The organism is Yeosuana marina (assembly GCF_011762485.1).
GTDB classification, from domain to species: Bacteria; Bacteroidota; Bacteroidia; order Flavobacteriales; family Flavobacteriaceae; genus Yeosuana; species Yeosuana marina.
In genome coordinates this window covers 139,265-163,128 of record NZ_JAAKGI010000046.1, presented here as the reverse complement: position 1 = coordinate 163,128, position 23,864 = coordinate 139,265, and the positions used below count along the sequence as shown (strand labels likewise).

Genomic DNA, 23,864 nt, shown 5'->3' with positions numbered 1-23,864 from the left:
GTAGGAAAAAAATAAAGTTAACTGTTATATAGTTGTATTAAAGATTATGAAACGAGAAATTTTAATATCAAAATGGCTAGATAATGATCTGAATGATCAAGATCTTGAAGCGTTTAAAAACCTTGAAGACTATGATGATTTGGTAAAATTATCTAATAATGTTAAAGCTTTTAAAGCAGATGATTACAATGCTTCTGAAGAGCTAGATCGTGCTTTAAAGACTATTAGAGAGAATACAACAACACATTGGTTTAAACCCGCCGTGCGTGTTGCAGCCATACTTGCTGTTTGTTTTAGTTTATACTATTACACAACTACTTTAGATACTACTATTTCTACAGATGTAGCTCAAAAAACAACTATTGAATTACCTGATGCGTCTATCGTTTCCTTAAATGCTAAAACGGTTTTGTCCTATAATAAAAAATCTTGGAAAGATGAACGTGATGTTGAACTCAATGGCGAAGCGTTTTTTAAGGTAGCCAAAGGTTCTTCGTTTAACGTAAAAACAACCTCTGGAACAGTTACCGTATATGGCACTCAATTTAATGTAAAACAAAGAAACCACTATTTTGAAGTTATTTGCTACGAAGGCATCGTTGGCGTTACTTATAATTCTCAACTTACAAAATTAAAGGCTGGAGACAGCTTTTTAATTATTGATGGGAAACTAATTGCTAAAGAAAAAGAAGCTAGTTCAACGCCTTCGTGGTTAAATAATGAAAGTCAGTTTAAAAGTTTGCCGTATAAAGAGGTATTGTCTGAGTTTGAAAGACAATACAAGGTGACCTTTAAACTTGAAAACATTGATATAAACCAATTATTTACTGGTAGTTTTGCTCATAATAATATAGATATTGCATTAAAATCAATTACACTTCCCTTACATTTAACATTTAGTAAAACCAATAATACTGTTATACTTAAACGTGAGTAGTAAAGGTTATCTTTCTCTTTTCATTTTTTTATTTTTTTTGAATGTTACGATACTAAAAGCGCAAACTATTCAAGAAGAAAAGCAATCTCTTATTGCTGTTTTAAAAACTCTAGAAAGGCGATACAATATTCGTTTTTCATATATAGATAAAACTATTAAAGACAAGAAAACCATCTTACCATCAGATGGATTAACTATTGAAGATGTTTTAAATATTTTAAAGAATGAAACCGATTTAGACTTTCAGATTTTAGATAACCGATTTGTGGTTATTAAAGATTTTGACACCCCAAAAGTATCTGTTATAACACAACAACTTGATGAAATTATTATAAACAATTACCTTACTAAAGGTATTACTAAACTCAATGATGGAACAACAACCATAAAACCAGAAACTTTTGGAATTCTTCCCGGACTTATTGAACCAGATATTCTACAAACTATACAAGCGCTCCCGGGGGTTTATAGTATTGATGAAACGGTTTCAAATATTAATATAAGAGGTGGCACCCACGATCAGAATTTATTTCTTTGGGATGGTATAAAAATGTACCAATCTGGTCATTTCTTCGGATTAATTTCTGCTTTCAATCCATACACAACCAAACAGGTTAATATCTCTAAAAATGGTACAAGAGCAAAATATGGCGACGGTATATCAAGTGTTATCGATATGCAACTTTCAGATAATATTGATAATAAATTTAAAGCCGGAGCGGGTTTTAATTTAATTAATGCAGATGCCTATGCTAAAATTCCTTTGTCAAAAAAGACCGAACTACAACTATCAACAAGACGTTCATTAACCGATTTAATTGTTACACCAACCTATGACCAATATTTTAAACGGGTTTTTCAAGATTCTGATTTAACTGATACCAAAGATGACAATTATTCTATCTCAAAAAATGAAGACTTCTATTTTTATGATGTCACCGCAAAATTTTTATACGATATCACCAAAAAAGATCGCATTAGAGTTCATTTTTTAAATGTCAATAACAACTTAAATTATGATGAACAGTCTACTGTCAATGATAATAGCGAAGCTCTAAACAGTAAATTATCACAACAAAATCTTGCCACAGGAATTACTTACACCAAAGATTGGAGCAACACTTTATCAACTTCAGCTCAAGTTTACATGTCTAATTACAATTTAGACGCCACTAATTTTGACATCCTTAACAATCAGCGCTTAATTCAAGAAAACAAAGTCACTGATTACTCTTCTAAACTTGATGTTAATTATGAAGTCAATCATCAATTAAAATTTAATAGTGGTTATCAATTTTCTGAAATAGGTGTTAGCAATCTTGAAGACGTAAATAATCCTATTTTTAGAAGCTATATCAAAGAAGTGATTCGAAGTCATGCTCTTTATGCTGAAACCTCTCTTCTATCTAATAGTGCAAAAACCAATTTAAAATTGGGTACACGCGTTAATTATTACCAAAAATTTAATCTTATTTTGGTAGAACCACGTCTTAGTTTTAGTCAACGATTTTTAAACGATTTCAGATTTGAAATTTTAGGAGAATTAAAAAGTCAGACAACCTCTCAAATTATAGACTTACAAAATGACTTTTTAGGCATTGAAAAACGTCGATGGATTTTATCAAATAATAGTGATATCCCTGTTATTAAGAGCAAGCAACTATCCGCAGGCATTCACTATCACAAAAATAAGTTGCTCGTTAGTGCCGAAACCTATATAAAATATGTCGAAGGAGTTACGACACGAAGTCAAGGATTTCAAAACCAATATCAATTTGTAAAAGACATTGGAAGCTACCAAATTAAAGGAGTTGATCTGCTAGTGAACAAACAATTTAATGATGTGGTTAGCACCTGGATTGGCTATTCTTACAGTAAAAATGATTATACATTTAGCACCGTAAACAATGGCAACTCCTTCCCTAACAATGTTGACATTCGTCATACCCTTACTTTGGCAGGAACCTATACGTATAACAACCTTAAGTTAGCTTTGGGTCTCAACTGGCATTCAGGAAAACCTACTACTAATCCAATAGTTAATAACGAAATGGTGGATGGCTCTATTAATTATGAATCGCCAAACAGTTCTCATTTAAAAGATTATTTGCGTACAGATTGTTCTGCAACGTATGATTTTAACATATCAAATAATACGCTTGCAACTATTGGCGCTTCCATTTGGAACGTTACCAATAAAAAAAATGTAATTAACACCTACTATACTTTAGAAGACAACGATGTTGTGAGTAAAATTGAAAATCTGTCACTTGGTATTACCCCAAATGTTAGCTTCAGATTGCAGTTTTAACCTAATATTCTTATATTTATTAAGTTACATAAGCAATTTCAACCAACCAATATTTTAAATTATGAAAACTCAACCACATCTTTTCCCTTTCAAGAACATCTTATTGCCACTTTTAATTATAAGTTTTACGGCGACTTTGTATTCCTGTAAATTTGATAAAAAAGAAAGAAAACCTGAAGAACCTAAAATTGAAAACGAGCAGGTTATTAATATTCTTACTGAAAATATGGATTTTCAAATGGCTGATACCATTCCTTCAGGTTGGAACACTTTTAGATACAAAAATGCCTCAACACAAACTCACTTTTTTCTGATAGATAAATATCCTGAAGGCATAACTTTAGATAGCGTAAAAGCTCGCGTTTTACCTCCATTTGACAAAGGCATGAAGCTTATTAATGAAGGCAATGCAGAAGAGGGCTTTGCGCAATTTGGAAAACTTCCAGCTTGGTTTATGGAAATGAAAAATTATGGAGGCTCTGGTTTAATTTCACCTGGTCTTGTCACTGAAACAACCGTAAAACTTAATCCTGGATATTATATTATAGAATGTTATGTAAAAATGAGTAATGGTGTTTGGCATACCTCAATGGGAATGGCAACAGAGGTTATCGTTTCTGAAACTAATTCTGGAAACATAGAGCCTAAAGCTGATATTGCAATTACTATTTCAAGTACAGAAGGTATTGTTTTTAATGACTCCATTAGCAAAGGGCCTCATACATTTTCAGTTTTTTATAAAGATCAAATTGCACATGAAAACTTTACAGGTCATGATGTCAATTTAGCTAAATTGAGCGACAATGCTGATTTAGATGAAATTAATAATTGGATGGATTGGTCTAAACCAAAAGGTCTCATTGAACCTGCTCCAAAAGGAGTTACTTTTCTAGGAGGTGTTAATAACATGATAGCCGGAGATACAGGATATTTTACTGTAAATCTAGAGCCAGGTCGTTACATCTTGATATCAGAAGTACCAAATCCGGCAAGTAAGAATATGCTAAAAACATTTATAGTCTCAGAGTAAGTAACATATATTTTATGAAACCACTAAAAAAAGAAGATATCAATCAAGACGTTTTTGATTTATACGACGATTATGCTCATAACAAAATAGACAGACGTCAGTTTGTTGAAAAATTATCCCTTTACGCTATTGGCGGATTAACCGTGTCTTCTTTGCTAAGTTTTATTAATCCTAATTATGTGGATAACCTTTTAGTAAAACCAGACGATAATCGTATCGATTCTGATTATATTACTTACGATTCTCCAAAAGGTGGAGGCACAATCAAAGGACTTTTATCAAAACCTAATAATAGCAAAACGAAATTTCCAGGTATTATTGTCGTGCATGAAAACCGTGGTTTAAATCCTTATATTGAAGACGTTGGAAGACGTACAGCCGTTGATGGTTTTATTTCCTTAGCTCCAGATGCTTTAACACCACTTGGTGGGTATCCGGGCAATGATGATGATGGTAGGGCTTTACAACGCCAACGTGACCGCTACGAGATGCTTGAAGATTTTATCGCAGCTTTTAACTATTTAAAAACTCATGAACATTGCGATGGCAATATAGGTGTTGTTGGTTTTTGTTTTGGTGGCTGGATTGCCAATATGATGGCTGTAAAACTTCCCGACCTTAAAGCGGCCGTGCCTTTTTATGGCGGACAACCATCTGCCGAAGAAACAGCACAAATAAAAGCACCATTATTGTTGCAATATGCTGGATTAGATACACGAGTTAATGCGGGTTGGCCAGATTATGAAATTGCTTTAAAAGAAAACAATGTTGAACATACTGCTTATATCTATCCTGATGTTAATCACGGGTTTCATAACAATACCACTCCGCGATATGATGAAGCAGCAGCCACTTTAGCTTGGGAGCGTACGATTGCTTTTTTTAAGGAGAAGCTTGCATAAATTTAATATCCATTCTTAAACAATTATTTTGTTAGAAAAAAAATTATAACTTCGTTTACAAATATGCTAATTACTAGTATTTCGAAAAATTAATCGGGCCAATGAAAAATTTTATAATTCTTTGCGTTGTTATTCTATCATCAGGAGCATGCACCAATCCATCAGAAAAAAAGTTTGCAAACATAAAGGGAATAGATTCTTCAATACGCCCTGGCGATAATTTTTTTAAATATGTAAATGGCAAATGGTACGATTCTATACAAATTCCAAACACCCAAGCAGGCGTTGGGGCTTATATGTTTATGAACTATCCCCAAAGGATTCGCTTACAAAGTATTTTAGATAGCGTTTCAAAAAGTAATAACAAAGCAGGAAGCATTGGACAAAAAGTAGGTGATTTTTACGCATCGGGTATGGATACCGTTACCATTAACAAACGCGGTTATAATCCAATCAAGCCTATACTAGACAAAATTGAGTCTATTAATGATATTCACTCATTATTGATGTTCGTAGCTGATGAAACTAAAGTATACAATACTTCTATGGTAGCTTTTGGAGTATCTCCCGATGATCAAAATAGCAATATGAATATTGCCCATGTATATCAAACAGGTATAGGCTTGCCCGATAGAGATTATTATTTCAAATCAGATTCATCAACCGTGGTCATACAAGAAGCCTACAAAAAATATCTTGCTACTTTATTTGAACTAACCGGTAGTAATGCCGAGGATGGAAAAAAAGAGGCTAATCTAGTTTACAATATTGACAAGCAACTCGCCGCTTCTCATAAAACAAGGGTTGAACTTCGAGATGTAAAAGCAAATTACAATAAGATGTCTGTCACTGATCTTGAAAAAAGCCATCCCAACATTGGTTGGACTAATTTCCTAAAGCATTTAGGTGCCCAAACCGATTCTATCGATGTCGGCCAACCTGCTTATTATGACAAACTGAACGAACTTCTAAAGTCTATACCAATTCAAGATTGGAAAGTTTACCTGAAAGCAAATTCTATCAGTAATTATGCAACCGACTTGAGTAATACTTTTGTCGATGCTGCATTTGAGTTTACCAAAGTACTCTCAGGACAGTCAGTACAAAAGTCACGTGGCGAAAAAATGGCCAATGCTGTAGACAATTATCTGGGCGAAGCCCTAGGACAATTGTATGTAAAGAAATATTTTTCAGAAGATGCCAAGAAACGGATGCTAGAACTGGTGAATAATGTACAAAAGGCATATGCAGTTAGAATCGATAAGTTAGAGTGGATGAGCGACAGCACTAAACAAAAAGCTAAGGAAAAACTGTTTGCCATCACCAAAAAAATAGGGTATCCCGATACATGGAAAGATTACAACGCTGTGCATGTTACAAGAACTACCTATTTTGAGAATGTGGTATCGGCTTCCGCTGCTGCATATCAGCGTAAATTGAGAAAATTAGGTAAACCTGTTGATAAGACAGAATGGTTTACAACACCTTCAACCGTTACCGCCTATAATAATCCTTCTGCTAATGAGATTGTCTTTCCTGCTGGTATTTTACAAGCTCCTTATTTTGATAACCTTGCAGATGATGCGCTTAATTATGGCGGAATTGGTATGGTTATAGGACATGAAATAACTCATACTTTTGATGATCAGGGTGCACAATATGATAAAAATGGTAACGTAAAAAATTGGTGGACAACAGATGATTACATAAAGTTCAAATCAAGAATACAGCAGGTTATCGATTTATACAGTACGTTTACTGTATTAGATAGTTTACATGTTAAAGGCGCCATGACCGTTGGTGAAAATACGGCTGATAATGCTGGAATTGCTGTTGCATACGATGCTTTTAAAATGACCCAAGAAGGACAAGACTCCACAAAAATTGGTGGTTTTACTCCTGATCAACGCTTCTTTCTGTCAGTTGCCAAAATATGGAGAGTGAAAATGAAAGATGAGTACCTTCGTCTGTGGATTAACAACAACCCGCATTCACCACCAATCTGGCGAGTCAATGGTCCATTAATGAATACTTCGCCTTTTTACAAAGCTTTCAGTGTGGAACCTGGAGACAATATGTTTTTACCTGAAAAGGATAGAATAACAATCTGGTAGGAGAACAAAAAAATTATACAATCAACCCCTTAAGCTCATTAAAATTTAGTCCGCCATAATCGCCAGAACTCATCAATAATAAGGCTTTGTTTTTAAAATCTTGTGAAAACAAGAAGTTTTTAAAATCGTCTGGGTGGGTGTAAATAATTAAGTCATCACGTTCAAAAGCGTTAGCAATTTGTTCATGGGTTACTTTTTCTAGCTTTTTAATTTCTACCGCATGTGGTGAATAAAATACAACAGCCACATCGGCTGCATCTAATGTTCCTTTGTATTCTTTTAAAAATTCAGCATTCAAACTGCTATAAGTATGCAACTCTAAACAGGCCACAACGGTTCGGTCTTGATATTGCGCTTTAACCGCTTTAGTAGTAGCTTCTACTTTACTTGGTGAATGAGCAAAATCTTTGTAGGCTACACTATTTTTTCCTTCAGCTATTTTTTCTAAACGCTTACTAGCACCTTTAAAACTAGCAATAGCTTCGTAAAAATCGTCTTCATCAACACCCATATGTTGGCAAATCCACTTAGCTCCTGCTAGGTTATTTAAATTATGAGCACCAAACACTTCGATAGGCAATGGACCTTCTGGAGTTTCTAAAAGTGTTTGTCCATTTTCAACCGTATATTCTGGTGTATGATATGGCAGTTTTCTAATCGTGTTTTCTGAGGCTTCAACGACACGTTTCACTTCTAAATCTTCTTCGTTGTAGGTAATACTTCCGCCATTTACAATAGAATCTACAAAAATGCGAAACTGCTCGACATAATTATCGTAGGTTGGGAATACATTAATATGATCCCAGGCAATACCACTTAACAAGGCAATATTGGGTTTGTACAGGTGAAATTTTGGTCGTCTGTCTATGGGAGAACTTAAATATTCATCGCCTTCCAAAACTATAAAATCATTGTCTTCTGTTAATTTTACCATGACATCAAAACCATCTAATTGGGCTCCAACCATATAATCGACATCAATATCATGATAATGCATAACATGTAAAATCATGGATGTAATGGTCGTTTTACCATGACTTCCACCAATAACCACGCGAGTTTTATATTTAGATTGTTCGTACAAAAACTCTGGATAGCTATAAATTTTCAAGTCTAATTCTTGAGCTTTAAGCAACTCTGGATTGTCTGCCTTGGCATGCATCCCTAAAACGACAGCATCTAAACCTTTGGTAATCTTTTCTGGAAACCAACCAAATGATTCTGGCAAAATACCTTTGACTGCTAATCGCGATTTTGAGGGTTCAAAAATTTCATCATCACTTCCTGTGACGTTATATCCTTTGTTATGCAACGCAATGGCTAAATTGTGCATAGCACTTCCGCCAATGGCGATAAAATGTACATTCATAAACTTATTTTGAACCGTAAAGATACGGATTGAATTACTAATTTTTATATGGAATCGTGATTTCTGCGTTAGGGATTGAACGGTTTGACTGCGCTCAACGCAGGCTAAATGTTTGAGCTCTTTTTTGTTTAAAAAAAACAAAAAAAGCGAGTAGTGAAAGCCCGACCCTTGTGGTAACGCCCAAACATTAAAGATTTAAAATTTTTTCCTTTTCTTTTTTGAACGGTTTTATTTCGGGTAGCTCTGCCAATGCCAAATCGATATGCTTGAGGGCTTCGGACTTATTTTTTTTATACATATAAATCTGAGCCAAACGATAATGCGCCCACGCTCTAGGGACACCATCTCTTGAAGAAAAGTTTTTTAGATATGTTTGTAAGCAGGCTTCTCCTTTTTGCAACTCAATATTGTATTCGGCCGCCACTTTACCTATTTGATAATGCAAGGCATTGCGCTGGTGGGTTTTTTGCGCCTCTTCGATATTCTGGATTGCTTTTTCTGGCTGATTTTTACTTTCGTAGAAACTGGTGAGTTTATCAAAACAGGTTATAGAGCCGCCTTCTTTGATAGCTTTTTTATAATAGGTTTCAGCTAATTCTGGTTCATTATCATATTCATAAATATAGCCTTTGGCTAAATAGCCATCCACTTTAGAAAGTTGTTCTAACTCATTGGCGTATTTTAAAGACGCACTTTTACTACCACCAAATATACCAGGTAATTGCATGTATAATTCCACCAAGGCCCAACGAGCATCTATGTGATTCGGATCTAACTCGGCGGCTTTTAAAAAGGCCTGTTTTACATCTCCAATAATTCCTAAGGCTCTTACTTTACTTACCGATAATGCTTTCATACCTAGGGCTCCGCCATATTTATACTGGTAATTTGCGACTTTTGGATTACTTTCTACTAGCTTTCCATAAGCATTAATGGCGTCATCCCATCTTTTTTGAAACCCATAAATATCACCTAACAATTCAATTGCTTTTAAATTATTTGCATCAGTTTCTAAATAGTCTTTTGCTAAAGATTCTGCTTGTATAAATTGTTTGTCGTTAATGAGTGCTTCAACCCTGTCAAGATTTACTTGACTGGTTATTACCAGAGGAATAAATAAAAATAAACACGCTATTTTCATATGACGATCCATATACTATGCAAAAATAAACTTTCTAATTAAATGCTAAAATAAGTAACTTCACTCATCCAAAAATATTGTTTACTCATTTAATGTTTTTTGGAATGGCTTTTGAATGTAATTTAGAAATAAATTTTATACACTAACTAAATGAAACATCTATATTCTGTATTAGTAATTTTACTTTTTGCTCATTTTTCTCAAGCGCAAAATAATACGTATAATTTGCAATGGCGTCAAGTTGAACAATTTGAAATGGATGGTTTACCAAAATCGGCCTTAAAAATTGTAGAAAACATTTCAAAACAAGCTAAAAAGGATAAAAACACTTCCCAACAAATTAAATGCCTAGTTTATAAAAGTAAATTTTCATTAGTTTTAGAAGAAGATGCGCAGTTGAAAATTATAAACGATTTTAAAACTGCTATTTCGGAAAGCACATTTCCTACTAAAAATATTTTAGAAAGTTTGCTCGCTAATATGTATTGGCAATATTTTAACCAAAACAGATGGCAATTTTATAATCGCACCAAAACAGAAGAAAAAGTAGATGCTACCGATTTTAGAACGTGGGATTTGCAAACTCTTTTTAATGAAATTAATACGCACTTTCAGAAGTCGTTAAAGAATGCCTCGATGCTTCAACTAGAGCCTTTAAGCAACTATGACGACCTATTGGTTCTTCAAAAAGATTCTAAAATATACAGACCAACGTTATTTGATTTTTTAAATCATGAAGCTTTAGACTTTTATAAAACTCCTGAAACAAGTATTACCAAACCTGTCTATAAATTTGAGATTGACAATCCTGATTTTTTATGTGATGATTTTACATTTTCTAATTTAGAAATAGAATCTAAAGATTCAACCTCCCTCCAATTGAAGGCTTTAAAAATTTATCAAGATGTAATTGCTTTTCATTTAAAAGACAAGCAGCCTTTTGCTTTAGCAGATATTAATATTGAACGCTTAAAATTAGTAAATCAATATGGTACGTTTAGTAATAAAGAATCCCTTTTACTCGACGTTCTTAAAACGGAAAGTGAAAAACTGAAATCTCATGAGGTTTCTGGTTTATATGATTTTGAAATTGCCTCTGTATACTTTCAACAAAGCGCTCAATATAAACCTAAAACAAATGAAGAAAACCGTTGGAAAGCTAAGGCTGCTATTGATATTTGCAACTCGGTTATAACTAAATTTCCGAAAAGCAAAGGCGCTGAAAAATGCACCGTTTTAAAACAACAAATTGAACAACAATCACTTAAAATTACAACGGAGAGCTATTTACCAATTCAACAACATGCACGTCTATTAGTGAGTTACAAAAACTTAGAAACTCTTGAGTTTTCAATGTTTAAATTAACCAGAAGCGAGCTAAAGAAATTCAACGAAAATTACAGAAAAGACGAGCAATTAGCCTTTATTAAAAAGTTAGATGTGTTTTCGCAATGGGAAAGTAAGCTACGCAATGAACATGACTATCAAAATCACGCTACCGAAGTTGCAATTCCCAAACTTAATAATGGCTCCTATTTAGTTTTCGCTTCAACAAAAGACGATCCAGAAATTGTTGCTTTCAGCACACTCCAAGTGACCAATTTAGCACTGGTTGAAAATGAAAGTAACCAACATAAAACTTTCCAAGTTATTGACAGAACCAATGGTAAGCCTATAAGCAATGCGTCTATTGAATTGAGTTATACCGAAAACAATAGCAGAGGTATACAAACAGAGACGTTTTCAACAAACAGTTATGGACAAATAAACATTGAAAAAACTAAAGACCAATATAAAAATATAAGCACCAAAGTAACCTACGGAAATGATACGGCGTATTTTGGAGACTATTACGTCAATCCATATTATAAAAGAGAAAAGGAAGAAACTAACTACAAAGCGTTTTTATTTACAGACCGTAGTATTTACAGACCAGGACAAACCGTTTATTTTAAAGCCATTGCCATAAAAACAAACATTGGCAAATCTGAAGTGGTTCCAAACGAGCCTGTTTATGCCACTTTATATGATGTTAATGATGTTGAAATTTCAGAACTTGAGTTTAAAACCAATGAATTTGGCTCAGTATCTGGCGAATTTATCTTGCCAAATAATGGGGTAAATGGAGAATATCATATTGAATTTGATGGTGATAAAGAAGACTTTAACTTAGAACACTATTTTTCTGTAGAAGAATACAAGCGTCCTAAGTTTGAAACCAAATTTAATCCAATTAGAGAAACCTTTAAAGTTAATGATTCGGTAACTGTAAAAGGAACCGCCCTAGCCTATGCCGGCAGCTCTATTACAGACGCCAAAGTGGTTTATAGAGTTCATCGAAAAGTGGAATATCCACAATGGTATTTTTGGTATCGCCCATGGTTTAATAGCGAACCCCAAGAAATCACACATGGAGAAACCACGACCAACGATAAAGGTGAATTTGAAATTACCTTTAAAGCACAACCAGACCAAAGTGTCGATAAAAGTAGTTTACCTATTTTCAATTACGAAATCACTGCTGATGTGACCGATTTGAATGGTGAAACCCGAAGTGCTACAACCCTTGTAAAGGTAGGATATCATGCGTTGATTGCTCATATGAGTCTTGAAGATAAGCTCGACAAAAACAAAAAGGATCAAACTATTAAAATAGACACTAAGAATCTTAATGGAGAATTTGTTCCTGCAACTGGTGTTGTTAAAATATACAAGCTACAGGCTCCAAAAACTGTTTTAAGACAACGTCCTTGGGCATCACCCGATTATCAAGAATTTTCAGAAGAAGCTTTTAAAAACCTCTTTCCGCATGATGCTTATACTAATGAACACGATTCTAATAATTGGAAAAAAGGAAATTTGGTTTTTGAAAAACAATTTAACACAGAAAAATCAAAAGAACTTGTTTTAGGAAATATTAAAAAATGGCAATCCGGACAATACATCATCACTCTAGAAAGCAAAGATAAATTCGGTCAGTTAGTAAAAGATGAAATTAAAACCACTTTGTATAGCGATTATGATACATTGTTAGCTGATAATCAATTATTCAGCGTAACGACCGATAAATCTAATTACAAAGCAGGAGAAAATGCAGTTGTAACGTTTGCTTCTGCAGCAGAAAATCTGAATGTAACAGTAACTGTTGAAAAAGACCATCAAATTGTAAAAACACAAATCATTCAACTTAACAATAATAAAAAATCAATTTCTATTCCTATCACAACAAAAGACGTTGGTGGCTTTGCGGTAAACTATAGTTTTGCCGCATTCAATAGTTTCCAGTCAGGAACTGAAATTATTTCTGTCCCCTACCCCAAAACCGATTTAGAGATTGAAACCACCACCTTTAGGGATAAATTACAACCCGGAACCGATGAAACCTGGAGTTTTACAATTAAAGGACCTCAAGGCGATAAAGTGAGTGCTGAATTGTTGGCAAGTATGTACGATGCCTCATTAGATCAGTTTAAATCCCATACTTGGAGTTTTAATCCTATTAATACACCAGCCTATTATTCATACAACCAAAGTAGAGCTTATCAAAGTTTTGGAATTCAAAATTTTAGAGTGCACAATAAACGAGTTTATTATAACTATCAACAGCAAAACTATGACACATTCAATTGGTTTGGATTTTATTTTGGGAATAATAATTCTATAAGAATTAGAGATAATGCAAGTATTTCTAAAACATTAAGCGGAATAGTTTCTGGCGTTCAAATTGTAGAAGCTGAAGAGGTAGAAGAAGATATAGATGTTCCATTCATAAAAGTAAGTGGCAATAACACTTTAGATGAAGTAGTAACGGTTGGTTATGGGGAGAAAAAAGAAAAAAATTCAGAAGATAAAGAACAGAGTGAAGATTTAAATTTCGACAACATTCAAATCCGTAAAAATCTTCAAGAAACAGCCTTTTTCTTTCCACAATTACAAACCGATAAAGATGGCAATGTTAGCTTCAGTTTCACCACTCCTGAAGCCTTAACACAATGGAAGCTGCAATTATTAGCCCATACCAAAAACTTAGAGAGTACTACCAAAACCTTAACAACGGTTACGCAAAAAGAATTGATGGTAATCCCCAATGTACCACGATTTTTACGTCAAGGTGACCAAATAACTATCAGCTCTAAAATTGCTAATTTGACTGACAAGCAATTGTCAGGGCAAGCGATTTTGCTTTTAACTGATGCTGTTTCAGGAAATGAGATCAATGTAAAACTTAATAATTCAGAAAACAATAAATCCTTCACGGTAGAGACAAAAGGAAATACCCAAGTTTCTTGGGACTTAACTATCCCAGACGACGTTGATGCCGTTCAATACAAAATTATAGCAAAAGCTGGAGATTTTAGCGATGGTGAACAAAATGCCTTGCCTGTTTTAAGTAACCGTATGTTAGTTACCGAAACACTTCCAATGTGGGTTCGTAGTAATGAAACCAGAACATTTACTTTAGATAAACTTAAAACAAATACCTCAACCACGCTTAAAAACCATAAGTTAACTCTTGAAATAACTTCCAACCCAGCGTGGTATGTGGTTCAGGCATTACCGTATTTAATGGAATATCCTTATGAATGTAACGAGCAAACGTTTAGCAGATATTATGCGAATGTATTGGCAAGTCATATCGCAAATTCGAATCCTAGAATTCAGGAGGTATTCAATCAATGGAAAAATTCTGATGCGCTTATTTCAAATCTTGAAAAAAACGAAGAACTAAAATCAATCCTTATCCAAGAAACACCTTGGTTACGTGACGCACAAAGTGACACCGAACAGAAAAAACGCATGGCCTTGTTATTCGATTTGAATAAAATGACTAATGAATTGCAATCGGCTATCCAAAAATTAGAAAACAATCAAATGAATTCTGGTGGTTGGGCTTGGTTTAATGGCGGACGTGAAAACCGATACATTACCCAACATATTATAACAGGTTTTGGACACCTTTCAAAACTTGGTGTCACGTCGAGCACAGTCGAGACGTCTCAAATGATTGAAAAAGCTATCAACTATTTGGATGTTGAATTTGTAAAAGAATACAAAAACCTAAAAAAATATGATGCTAAAGCAGATTTAAGTAAAGACCATTTAAGCTATACACAGCTGCATTACTTGTATATGCGAAGTTTTTATCCAGAGATTAAAAAATCAAAAGAGGTTGAAGACATTACCAACTATTATCAAACCCAAATTCAGAAATACTGGTTATCACGGTCATTATACGCCAAAGGATTAATGGCTTTGGTTTCTGATCGATTCGGTGATAAAAAAACGGCTAAAAGCATTTTAAAATCACTCAAAGAAACAAGTATCACAAGTGACGTGTTAGGCATGTATTGGAAAGAAAACACCAATTCGTGGTACTGGTATCAAGCTCCTATTGAAACACAGTCTTTACTGATTGAAGCTTTTTCTGAAATAGAAAATGACACTAAAACCATTGATAACTTAAAAATCTGGTTACTTAAAAATAAGCAAACTAACCGTTGGAAAACTACGAAAGCGACCACTGATGCTGTTTACGCCTTATTGCTTCAAGGAAGCGATTGGTTAAGCGTTAGTAATATGGTTGATGTTGTTATTGGCGGAAAAAAAATAGAACCATCAAAACTTGAAAATGTTCAAGTTGAAGCTGGAACAGGATATTACCAAACCTCTTGGAACTCTTCTGAAATAAAACCGGAAATGAGCAAAGTGACACTTACTAAAAAAGGAGACGGTATTGCCTGGGGAAGTTTATATTGGCAATATTTTGAAGATTTAGATAAGATAACATCAGCCGAAACACCTCTTAAATTGAAGAAAAAACTGTTCTTAAAAACCAATACAGATAACGGTGAACAGATTTCGGAAATAACTAAAGACACTGGATTACACGTAGGTGATTTAGTTCGTGTTCGTATTGAATTACGAAGTGATAGAAATATGGAATTTGTACATATGAAGGATATGCGCGCTGCTGGTTTAGAACCCATCAATGTATTATCACAATACAAATGGCAAGACGGGTTGGGTTATTATGAAAGCACCAAAGATGCATCCACTAATTTCTTTTTTGATTATTTACCTAAAGGTGTGTATGTATTTGAATATGATTTAAGAGTTAATAACTCAGGAAACATGAGCAATGGCATCACCACGATTCAAAGCATGTATGCTCCAGAATTTAGTAGTCATAGCGAAGGAACACGTGTTTCTGTAGAATAAAAAAGGTTGTCTAAAAAGTAGATAAAATTCGTCATTACGAACGCAGTGAAGTAATCTGTTTATTAATTACTAAAACTTTCAGATTGCTTCCTGCCTCGCAATGACGTGAAAGAATACGCATTAGACAACCTTATATTATTTTGAAGGTGGCATCGTTGGCCTCACTTCTATTTTACTTGGTAACGTTCTTGGATTCATTTTAATTAAATCAACCACCAATTCGCCTATATCTTCACTTTGAATTTTCCAAGCATCATCAGGATTTGGCGTATGATTATTAAAATGTGTCGCCACAGAACCTGGCATAATGGTACTCACCTTAATATCATGTTTACGTAAATCTAACATAACGGATTGCGTAAATCCTGTAACTCCAAATTTACTAGCGTTATAAGCAGACCCGTTCGCAAAGAAATTGGTTCCTGCTAAACTTGAAATCGTAATAAAATACCCTTTTGATTCTTTTAAAGCTTCAACAGATGATTTAATAGAATAAAAAACACCTGTTAAATTAGTATCGATAGTTTCTTGCCATTGTTCAACAGATAAGTCTTCTATACTAGCAAAATGTCCTAAACCAGCATTAGCAATCACAATATCTAATTGTTTGAAATGTTCTAAAACAGTTTGAACGGCTTGTTGCTGACTTTTATAATTTCTAACATCTGCTTCTACACCAATGGCTTTTGCTCCTTTTTCTGAATGAGAATTTAAAGCATCAGCAGCTTTCTGGGCTGAAGATTTTGTTCTGCTTGTAACAGCTACATGGATTCCTTCATTAAGAAGCGCTTGTGCAATTCCGTAACCTATTCCTTTTGTACCACCTGTAACAAGTGCCACCTTATTTTTTAATTCATTCATAGTTTTCTGATTTACGTAAAATTACAAAATGAAAATGCTATGACTAAATTTAAAATGTTATGATAATTATAAAATTTTGGATACTTACTGCTTAGGCGGATACTGTGATAATATTTTTTCAACAACTGCATTTAATTGTGCTTCTCGGTCTTTAGGAATACTATTAGGGTTATAATTAGATTCACTTACTGCTTGCCAAAACAATTGCTTCTTGTTTTCATCTACAAAATCAATAGTGATTTGTCTGTTTGCAGAAGATTGACCTATAGGCAAACCTATGGAAATACCTCCACCCATATTTCGTCCGCCGCCGCCTAAACCAACGCCAACAGTGTTACGTTGAGCCGATTGAAACGTGCTACTTTTGATATCGATAAAGAAGTCTGGTGTTTCAGAAAATAGGATTCCAAGTGTTTCTAATTTAGCATCTAGTGCTTCTAATAAGCGTTTGGTATCCAATTCACTTAAACCTGTTTTCATATCACTATAATAGTTGTATGTTTTGTATTTAGTGAAGTTTGTTCCTTTGTCGTAATCATAATTGACACGTATTGGGGCACATGAAACGACAACAAATACCAAAACTAAAATCAATACTCTTTTCATGGGTTTATTTTTAATTAAAGTTAATCAAAAATTATTTCATGAAGAGAATCCCAGTAAAAAATTGTGTTATGGATTAAAATGAAAAGCTTAAAATTTTATAACATCAAACGAAACACCCAAATTAAGCATTCAGCATTTTCCACAACGTATCTTTTAACTCGGTAAGTCCTTGTTGTGCAACTGATGAAATAAATAAATAAGGAATAGGCAACTCGTTATCTAGCTCCTCTTTTAATTCTGCTTTTAATTCATCATCTAACATATCACATTTTGAAATAGCAATGATACGCTCTTTATCAAGCATTTCTGGATTGTACCGTCGCAATTCATCTAACAAAATATCGTATTGCTTTTTGATGTCTTCGGCATCTGCCGGAATTAAAAACAGTAAAATAGAATTACGTTCAATATGGCGTAAGAAGTAATGACCCAAACCTTTTCCTTCGGCAGCTCCTTCGATAATCCCCGGAATATCGGCCATAACAAAGGTCTGAAAATCACGATATTCTACAATTCCCAAATTAGGTTTTAACGTGGTGAATTCGTAATCGGCTATTTTTGGTTTAGCTGATGTTATCACTGACAAAAGTGTGGATTTTCCAGCATTAGGAAATCCTACCAAACCAACATCTGCTAATACCTTTAATTCTAAGGTAATATGCCGCTCTTCTAGTGGAAGTCCCGGTTGTGCATAGCGAGGTGTTTGGTTAGTAGACGATCTAAAATGCCAGTTTCCTAGCCCCCCTTTTCCACCTTCAGCTATTATTTTTTCTTCACCTTCTTCAGTAATTTCAAAAATAATATCGTTAGTCTCGGTATCGCGTACAACAGTTCCTAAAGGCACATCAACATACACATCTTCACCATCGGCTCCAAAACTTCGGCTTTTGCTTCCGTGTTCGCCATGACCTGCTCTAATATGCTTTTTGAATTTTAAATGCAGTAAGGTCCATAAATTTGAATTACCGCGCAGAATAACATGACCTCCACGACCACCATCTCCGCCATCTGGCCCTCCTTTAGTAATAAATTTTTCACGATGTAAATGTGAAGATCCTTTGCCTCCATTACCTGAAGACACAAACATTTTTACATAATCAACAAAATTTCCTTCTGTCATCCTTTTGTTTATTTTTTGTTGAATTGTTAAATTAAATACCCTTTAATTGTACAAATAGAGCAGCAAATAAATGAATAGCTTAAAGCGTATCTATAACTTTACTTAAACGCTCGGTAATATCTTCAATACTACCAACGCCATCTACCCCAAAATATTTGTTTTGAGTTGAATAATAATCTTTTAAAATAGCAGTTTTTTTGTAGTATTCAGTAATTCTGTTTCTTATAACAGATTCATTGGAATCATCGGCTCTCCCACTAGTTTTACCTCGTTCTAGCAAACGATTAACCAAAACATCGTCTTCTACTTCTAAAGCTACCATCGCGCTAATCTCAGAATCTTTAGCATCCATTAATATATCGAGTGCTTCTGCCTGCGCATTAGTACGTGGAAATCCGTCAAAAATAAACCCATTAGCATCGGCATTTTTCTCAACTTCAGCATTCAACATATCTATAGTAACTTGATCGGGAACTAATTCACCTTTATCCATATACGATTTGGCTAGCATGCCTAAAGCCGTTTCATTTTTTATATTAAATCTGAACACATCACCTGTTGAAATATGTACTAGGTTGTATTTTTCCTTTAAAAAATTGGCCTGAGTTCCTTTGCCTGCGCCCGGAGGTCCAAATAGCACTAAATTTGTCATATGTTGTGTTTCTTTTATTTGATAAACTTCTGGTAAATTTCGTCCTAATCCATCATAGTCAAGTCCATAACCAACTATAAATTTATTCGGAATTTCTATACCAACATAATGTAGCTTAAAATCTTTTTTATACGCCGCAGGCTTGTAAAACAATGTCGCTATTTTTAGTGCTTTAACCTGTTCGTTTTTAAAAATTCTATGAATTTCTGCCAAGGTGTTACCCGTATCAATAATATCTTCAAGTATAACAACAGTTCGTCCTTTTAAATCTTGCGTTAATCCTATAAGCCTTTGTATATCTTCAGTAGATTTAACACCTTCATAAGAGGCTAGTTTTATAAACGTGACTTCGCATGGTTTTGGATATTTTTTCACAAAATCACTTACCACCATAAAAGATCCATTTAAAACACCTACAAACACAGGTATCTCCTCTCCAATATCGTTATGAATTTCTTTAGCTAAACGTTCAATAGCCGTCTCTATTTCTTGAGCAGAAATAAACGGTTTAAAATATTTGTCATGAAGTTTTATCACTCGTCTCAAATTTTAAAAGACGCAAAGTTAAGGAAATCATTGACTAATACCGATTTTTTGATTTAGGAATTAAGAAGTAATTTCATCTAATCACATCTATTTTAATAATTGATAGGTGAAATCTGTATCGATAATTCGTTTATTACATCCATATTATTACTATGCTCATTTCATTTTTAAATGTATTTTTGCATATTCATAAATCAGTTTAGCAAAAAATAATTTCATGAATTACTTTTCTTCAAATTTTAAACTAGGTATCCTTGGCGGCGGACAATTAGGCAAAATGCTGCTTAATGACACCAGAAAATTTGACATTTACACCTGTGTTTTAGATGCCAGCAAAGAAGCCCCTTGTAAGGTTGCAAGTAATGAATTTCACTTAGGTGATTTAATGGATTACGATGCGGTTTATAATTTTGGAAAACAAGTAGATGTTCTTACTATTGAAATTGAAAACGTTAATGTTGCTGCTTTAGAAACTCTTGAAAAAGAAGGTGTAAAAGTCTTTCCTTCTTCAAAAACATTAAGAACTATTCAAAATAAAGCAACCCAAAAATTGTTTTATGTGGACCATAATTTACCTACGGCATCTTTTTCTCGTTTTGCCTATACTTCAGAAATTAAAGACGCTGTAAATCACGGTGGTTTAAATTTACCGTTTGTCTGGAAAAGTGCTCAATTTGGTTATGACGGTCAAGGTGTGAAAATTGTAAGAAGTATTGAAGATTTACAAGGCTTACCCAACGTAGAATGTATCGCAGAAACTTTAATCCCATTTAAAAATGAATTAGCAGTTATTGTTGCCAGAAATGTATCTGGAGAAACCAAAGCGTATCCTGTTGTTGAAATGGAATTTCATCCCGAAGCGAATCAAGTAGAATATGTTATTTGTCCCGCCAGAATATCTGATGACGTCGCCAAAAAAGCTAAAGCGATTGCCTTAAAAACGTCTGAAGCTTATAATCATGTTGGCTTGTTAGCCGTTGAAATGTTTCAAACACAAGACGATACTATTTTAATCAATGAAGTGGCTCCACGACCGCATAATTCTGGTCATCACACTATCGAATCCAGTTACACATCCCAGTTTGAACAACATATAAGAGCGATTCTTAACTTACCATTAGGAAGAATAGACAGTAAAGTTGGTGGCATTATGGTTAATTTGGTTGGTGCCGAAGGATTTAACGGTGATGTAGTTTATCAAAATATTGAAGCTATTATGCATATGGATGGCGTTACACCCCATATTTATGGCAAAAAACAAACACGCCCTTTTAGAAAAATGGGACACGTAACTATTGTTAATGAAGATTTAAGTAAAGCAAGACAAATTGCCGAAGACGTAAAAAACACGATTAAAGTAATTTCAAAATAAAAATTAAGTTATGAGTAAAGTAGGAGTTATTATGGGAAGTAAAAGTGACCTTCCTGTTATGCAAGATGCCATAGATATTTTAAAAAGTTTTGATATTAATGTTGAAGTTGACATCGTATCTGCCCACAGAACCCCAGAAAAATTATTTGATTATGGTAAACATGCTCATACCAAAGGGTTTTCTGTAATCATAGCGGGTGCTGGTGGTGCGGCTCATTTACCAGGAATGATTGCTTCGTTATCGCCACTTCCTGTTATTGGCGTTCCTATAAAAAGTAGCAATTCTATTGATGGTTGGGATTCTATCCTTTCTATTCTTCAAATGCCGGGAGGTGTTCCTGTGGCAACCGTAGCGCTTAACGGTGCTAAGAACGCAGGTATTTTAGCGACTCAAATTATAGGTTCAAGCGATACTTCTGTTTTAGATAAAATTCTTGCTTACAAGGAAGACTTAAAACAAATGGTGATTACTTCTGCGAAGGACTTAAAATAAAAAACCCCGAATACAATCCGGGGCCTTTCGAGTATTAATTTGAATTAGTCACTCTTCAAAACAATGAGTGCAAATATACAAAAAAAACTATGCACGCATAGTTCTCTTTAAATTTTATAAAATGAATCAGAATATATTAACAAAACCGTTTGTAACTAAATACAATACAGCTCCTTTTTCAAAAATAAGAAACGACGATTTTCTTCCAGCCTTTAAACAAGCTATTCAAGATGCAAAGGCTGAAATTGATACGATTGTAAACAATACCGAAGCGCCTTCTTTTGAAAATACGATTGAAGCTTTAGATTTTTCGGGTGAACAATTGGATAGAATTTCGAGTATATTTTTCAATCTTAATTCTGCCGAAACGAACGAAGATATTCAAAAAATTGCTCAGGAAGTTTCTCCTTTATTATCAGAATTTAGTAATGATATCGCTTTAAACAAAGAGCTTTTTAAACGTGTTAAGGCTGTTTACAAACAAAAAGATTCTCTCGATTTAACCGTTGAACAACAAACTCTTCTTGATAATAAATATAAAAGTTTCTCAAGAAATGGTGCTAATTTACCTGAAGACAAGAAACTAAAACTCCGTGATATAGACAAAAAACTAAGTCAGTTAAAACTTAAGTTTGGAGAAAATGTGTTAGCTGAAACCAATAAGTTTGAAATGCTAATCACCAATGAAGATGACTTATCTGGACTTCCAGAGGGCACTATTGAAGCAGCTAAACAATTAGCAGAATCAAAAGACAAAGAAGGTTGGTTATTTACACTGGACTACCCCAGTTATATTCCTTTTATGACTTATGCTGACAACAGAGAATTAAGGAAAAAGTTAGCTATTGCAGCAGGCAAAAAGGGATTTCATAACGATGCTCTCGACAATCAAGCACATGTATTAGATATTGCTAAACTTCGTTTTGAGCGTGCTCAATTATTGGGCTACAAAACTCATGCACATTTTGTACTAGAAGAACGTATGGCAAAAACACCCGAAAAGGTTTCTTCTTTTTTAAATGAATTATTAGAAAAGGCTAAGCCAGCAGCTCAAAAGGAATTTGAAAATCTTCAAAAATTCGCCAAAGAAATAGATGGTATCGAAGAATTAGAAAAATGGGACAGTGCTTATTATTCAGAAAAACTAAAACAAAAACTGTTTGATTTAGATGATGAAAAACTAAAACCTTACTTCAAACTAGAAAATGTGATTAATGGCGTGTTTACAGTAGCACAAAAATTGTACGGATTACATTTTGAAGAAATAACCAGTATTGATAAATACCATCAAGATGTTCTCACCTATAAAGTGGTTGATAATCAAGGTGATTTAGTTTCCATTTTTTATGCCGATTTTTTCCCAAGAGCAGGAAAACGAAATGGCGCTTGGATGACCTCTTTTAAACCTCAATACGTTAAAAACGGAGACAACAGCAGACCGCATATATCGATAGTTTGCAACTTTACAAAGCCAACAAAGAGCAAACCATCGTTATTAACTTTTAATGAAGTTACTACCTTATTTCATGAGTTTGGTCATGCCCTTCATGGCATGTTAGCCAACACCACATATCCAAGTTTATCAGGCACAAGCGTATTTTGGGATTTTGTAGAATTACCTAGCCAAGTGCTTGAAAATTGGTGCTACGAAAAAGAAGCTTTAGAATTATTTGCTACCCATTACGAAACGGGAGATGTAATTCCAATGGAATTAATTGAAAAAATTAAAAACTCTGCAACCTTTCATGAAGGGATGCAAACACTTCGACAATTAAGCTTTGGACTACTAGATATGAGTTGGCACGGCGTCGATCCGACTATTATAACAAATGTAAAAGCGCATGAAGTTGAAGCTTTTAAAAATACAAAACTATACCCAGATGTTGCTGAAAACTGCATGAGCACCTCGTTTTCTCATATCTTTCAAGGTGGTTATTCTTCAGGATATTACAGTTATAAATGGGCTGAAGTATTAGATGCTGATGCCTTTGAATATTTTAAAGAAGCTGGAATTTTCAATAAAGAAGTTGCTACAAAATTTAAAGATAATGTATTATCTCAAGGTGGTACTGAAGATCCAATGATACTCTACAAACGCTTTCGCGGAAAAGAACCTCAGCCAGAAGCCTTGTTAAGGAGAGCGGGATTGATTAAAAATTAGATACCAATTTATTTTACGCTATTTTTGATT

The 23,864-nt window shown here is 34.1% G+C and carries 15 protein-coding genes; 9 read left to right on the top strand and 6 right to left on the bottom strand.

The window, feature by feature from the left end:
- Positions 1-46 precede the first annotated feature (46 nt).
- The 5 genes from G5V56_RS18380 to G5V56_RS18360 all read left to right on the top strand — a co-directional run bounded on the left by G5V56_RS18380 (position 47) and on the right by G5V56_RS18360 (position 7,294).
- The gene (locus G5V56_RS18380) at positions 47-937 is read left to right on the top strand and encodes a FecR family protein (protein WP_166967911.1); all 891 of its coding nucleotides are present in this window, start codon (positions 47-49) and stop codon (positions 935-937) included.
- A gap of 37 nt (positions 938-974) precedes the next feature.
- Complete coding sequence (locus tag G5V56_RS18375; RefSeq protein ID WP_166967909.1) at positions 975-3,248, top strand: TonB-dependent receptor plug domain-containing protein; 2,274 nt, start codon at positions 975-977, stop codon at positions 3,246-3,248.
- Between the two features lie 61 nt (positions 3,249-3,309).
- Positions 3,310-4,278: a hypothetical protein gene (locus G5V56_RS18370; protein ID WP_166967907.1), complete on the top strand. Its 969-nt coding sequence runs from the start codon at positions 3,310-3,312 to the stop codon at positions 4,276-4,278.
- Positions 4,279-4,292: 14 nt separating this feature from the next.
- Positions 4,293-5,180, top strand: coding sequence for a dienelactone hydrolase family protein (locus G5V56_RS18365; protein WP_166967905.1), 888 nt, complete (start codon positions 4,293-4,295; stop codon positions 5,178-5,180).
- 101 nt (positions 5,181-5,281) lie between these two features.
- Positions 5,282-7,294, top strand: coding sequence for a M13 family metallopeptidase (locus G5V56_RS18360; protein WP_166967903.1), 2,013 nt, complete (start codon positions 5,282-5,284; stop codon positions 7,292-7,294).
- Between the two features lie 13 nt (positions 7,295-7,307).
- Here the strand turns inward: G5V56_RS18360 and G5V56_RS18355 are convergent, their stop codons facing one another.
- Entirely contained in the window at positions 7,308-8,663 is a 1,356-nt protein-coding gene (locus G5V56_RS18355; protein WP_166967902.1) for a UDP-N-acetylmuramate--L-alanine ligase, read from the bottom strand.
- Between the two features lie 187 nt (positions 8,664-8,850).
- The gene (locus G5V56_RS18350) at positions 8,851-9,804 is read right to left on the bottom strand and encodes a tetratricopeptide repeat protein (protein ID WP_166967900.1); all 954 of its coding nucleotides are present in this window, start codon (positions 9,802-9,804) and stop codon (positions 8,851-8,853) included.
- 150 nt (positions 9,805-9,954) lie between these two features.
- Between G5V56_RS18350 and G5V56_RS18345 the strand changes: the two genes are divergently transcribed.
- Positions 9,955-16,023, top strand: a complete 6,069-nt coding sequence (locus G5V56_RS18345; protein ID WP_166967898.1) for an alpha-2-macroglobulin family protein — start codon at positions 9,955-9,957, stop codon at positions 16,021-16,023.
- Positions 16,024-16,158: 135 nt separating this feature from the next.
- Here the strand turns inward: G5V56_RS18345 and G5V56_RS18340 are convergent, their stop codons facing one another.
- From G5V56_RS18340 to G5V56_RS18325, 4 genes are all read right to left on the bottom strand, one after another.
- Complete coding sequence (locus tag G5V56_RS18340; RefSeq protein ID WP_166967896.1) at positions 16,159-16,884, bottom strand: SDR family oxidoreductase; 726 nt, start codon at positions 16,882-16,884, stop codon at positions 16,159-16,161.
- An 84-nt stretch (positions 16,885-16,968) separates the two neighbouring features.
- A complete protein-coding gene (locus G5V56_RS18335; protein ID WP_166967894.1) occupies positions 16,969-17,490 on the bottom strand; it encodes a DUF4136 domain-containing protein in 522 nt (173 codons plus the stop codon).
- Between the two features lie 121 nt (positions 17,491-17,611).
- Positions 17,612-18,610 carry a GTPase ObgE gene (gene obgE, locus G5V56_RS18330; protein ID WP_166967892.1) on the bottom strand — a complete coding sequence of 333 codons (999 nt, stop codon included), beginning with the start codon at positions 18,608-18,610 and terminating at the stop codon, positions 17,612-17,614.
- 79 nt (positions 18,611-18,689) lie between these two features.
- The gene (locus G5V56_RS18325) at positions 18,690-19,799 is read right to left on the bottom strand and encodes an adenylate kinase (protein WP_166968024.1); all 1,110 of its coding nucleotides are present in this window, start codon (positions 19,797-19,799) and stop codon (positions 18,690-18,692) included.
- Between the two features lie 226 nt (positions 19,800-20,025).
- Here G5V56_RS18325 and G5V56_RS18320 point away from each other — a divergent pair, with 226 nt between their 5' ends.
- From G5V56_RS18320 to G5V56_RS18310, 3 genes are all read left to right on the top strand, one after another.
- Entirely contained in the window at positions 20,026-21,180 is a 1,155-nt protein-coding gene (locus tag G5V56_RS18320) for a 5-(carboxyamino)imidazole ribonucleotide synthase (RefSeq protein ID WP_166967890.1), read from the top strand.
- Between the two features lie 10 nt (positions 21,181-21,190).
- Positions 21,191-21,673, top strand: a complete 483-nt coding sequence (gene purE / locus G5V56_RS18315; protein WP_166967888.1) for a 5-(carboxyamino)imidazole ribonucleotide mutase — start codon at positions 21,191-21,193, stop codon at positions 21,671-21,673.
- Between the two features lie 121 nt (positions 21,674-21,794).
- Positions 21,795-23,834: a M3 family metallopeptidase gene (locus tag G5V56_RS18310; protein WP_166967886.1), complete on the top strand. Its 2,040-nt coding sequence runs from the start codon at positions 21,795-21,797 to the stop codon at positions 23,832-23,834.
- The last annotated feature ends 30 nt before the right edge of the window (positions 23,835-23,864 follow it).

What these genes read in the sequence shown, in the direction of transcription:
- G5V56_RS18380 (WP_166967911.1), top strand. Translation starts at nt 47, where the DNA reads ATGAAACGAGAAATTTTAATATCAAAATGGCTAGATAATGATCTGAAT.
- G5V56_RS18370 (WP_166967907.1), top strand. Translation starts at nt 3,310, where the DNA reads ATGAAAACTCAACCACATCTTTTCCCTTTCAAGAACATCTTATTGCCA.
- G5V56_RS18365 (WP_166967905.1), top strand. Translation starts at nt 4,293, where the DNA reads ATGAAACCACTAAAAAAAGAAGATATCAATCAAGACGTTTTTGATTTA.
- G5V56_RS18360 (WP_166967903.1), top strand. Translation starts at nt 5,282, where the DNA reads ATGAAAAATTTTATAATTCTTTGCGTTGTTATTCTATCATCAGGAGCA.
- G5V56_RS18355 (WP_166967902.1), bottom strand. Translation starts at nt 8,663, where the DNA reads ATGAATGTACATTTTATCGCCATTGGCGGAAGTGCTATGCACAATTTA.
- G5V56_RS18350 (WP_166967900.1), bottom strand. Translation starts at nt 9,804, where the DNA reads ATGAAAATAGCGTGTTTATTTTTATTTATTCCTCTGGTAATAACCAGT.
- G5V56_RS18345 (WP_166967898.1), top strand. Translation starts at nt 9,955, where the DNA reads ATGAAACATCTATATTCTGTATTAGTAATTTTACTTTTTGCTCATTTT.
- G5V56_RS18340 (WP_166967896.1), bottom strand. Translation starts at nt 16,884, where the DNA reads ATGAATGAATTAAAAAATAAGGTGGCACTTGTTACAGGTGGTACAAAA.
- G5V56_RS18335 (WP_166967894.1), bottom strand. Translation starts at nt 17,490, where the DNA reads ATGAAAAGAGTATTGATTTTAGTTTTGGTATTTGTTGTCGTTTCATGT.
- obgE (WP_166967892.1), bottom strand. Translation starts at nt 18,610, where the DNA reads ATGACAGAAGGAAATTTTGTTGATTATGTAAAAATGTTTGTGTCTTCA.
- G5V56_RS18320 (WP_166967890.1), top strand. Translation starts at nt 20,026, where the DNA reads ATGAATTACTTTTCTTCAAATTTTAAACTAGGTATCCTTGGCGGCGGA.
- purE (WP_166967888.1), top strand. Translation starts at nt 21,191, where the DNA reads ATGAGTAAAGTAGGAGTTATTATGGGAAGTAAAAGTGACCTTCCTGTT.
- G5V56_RS18310 (WP_166967886.1), top strand. Translation starts at nt 21,795, where the DNA reads ATGAATCAGAATATATTAACAAAACCGTTTGTAACTAAATACAATACA.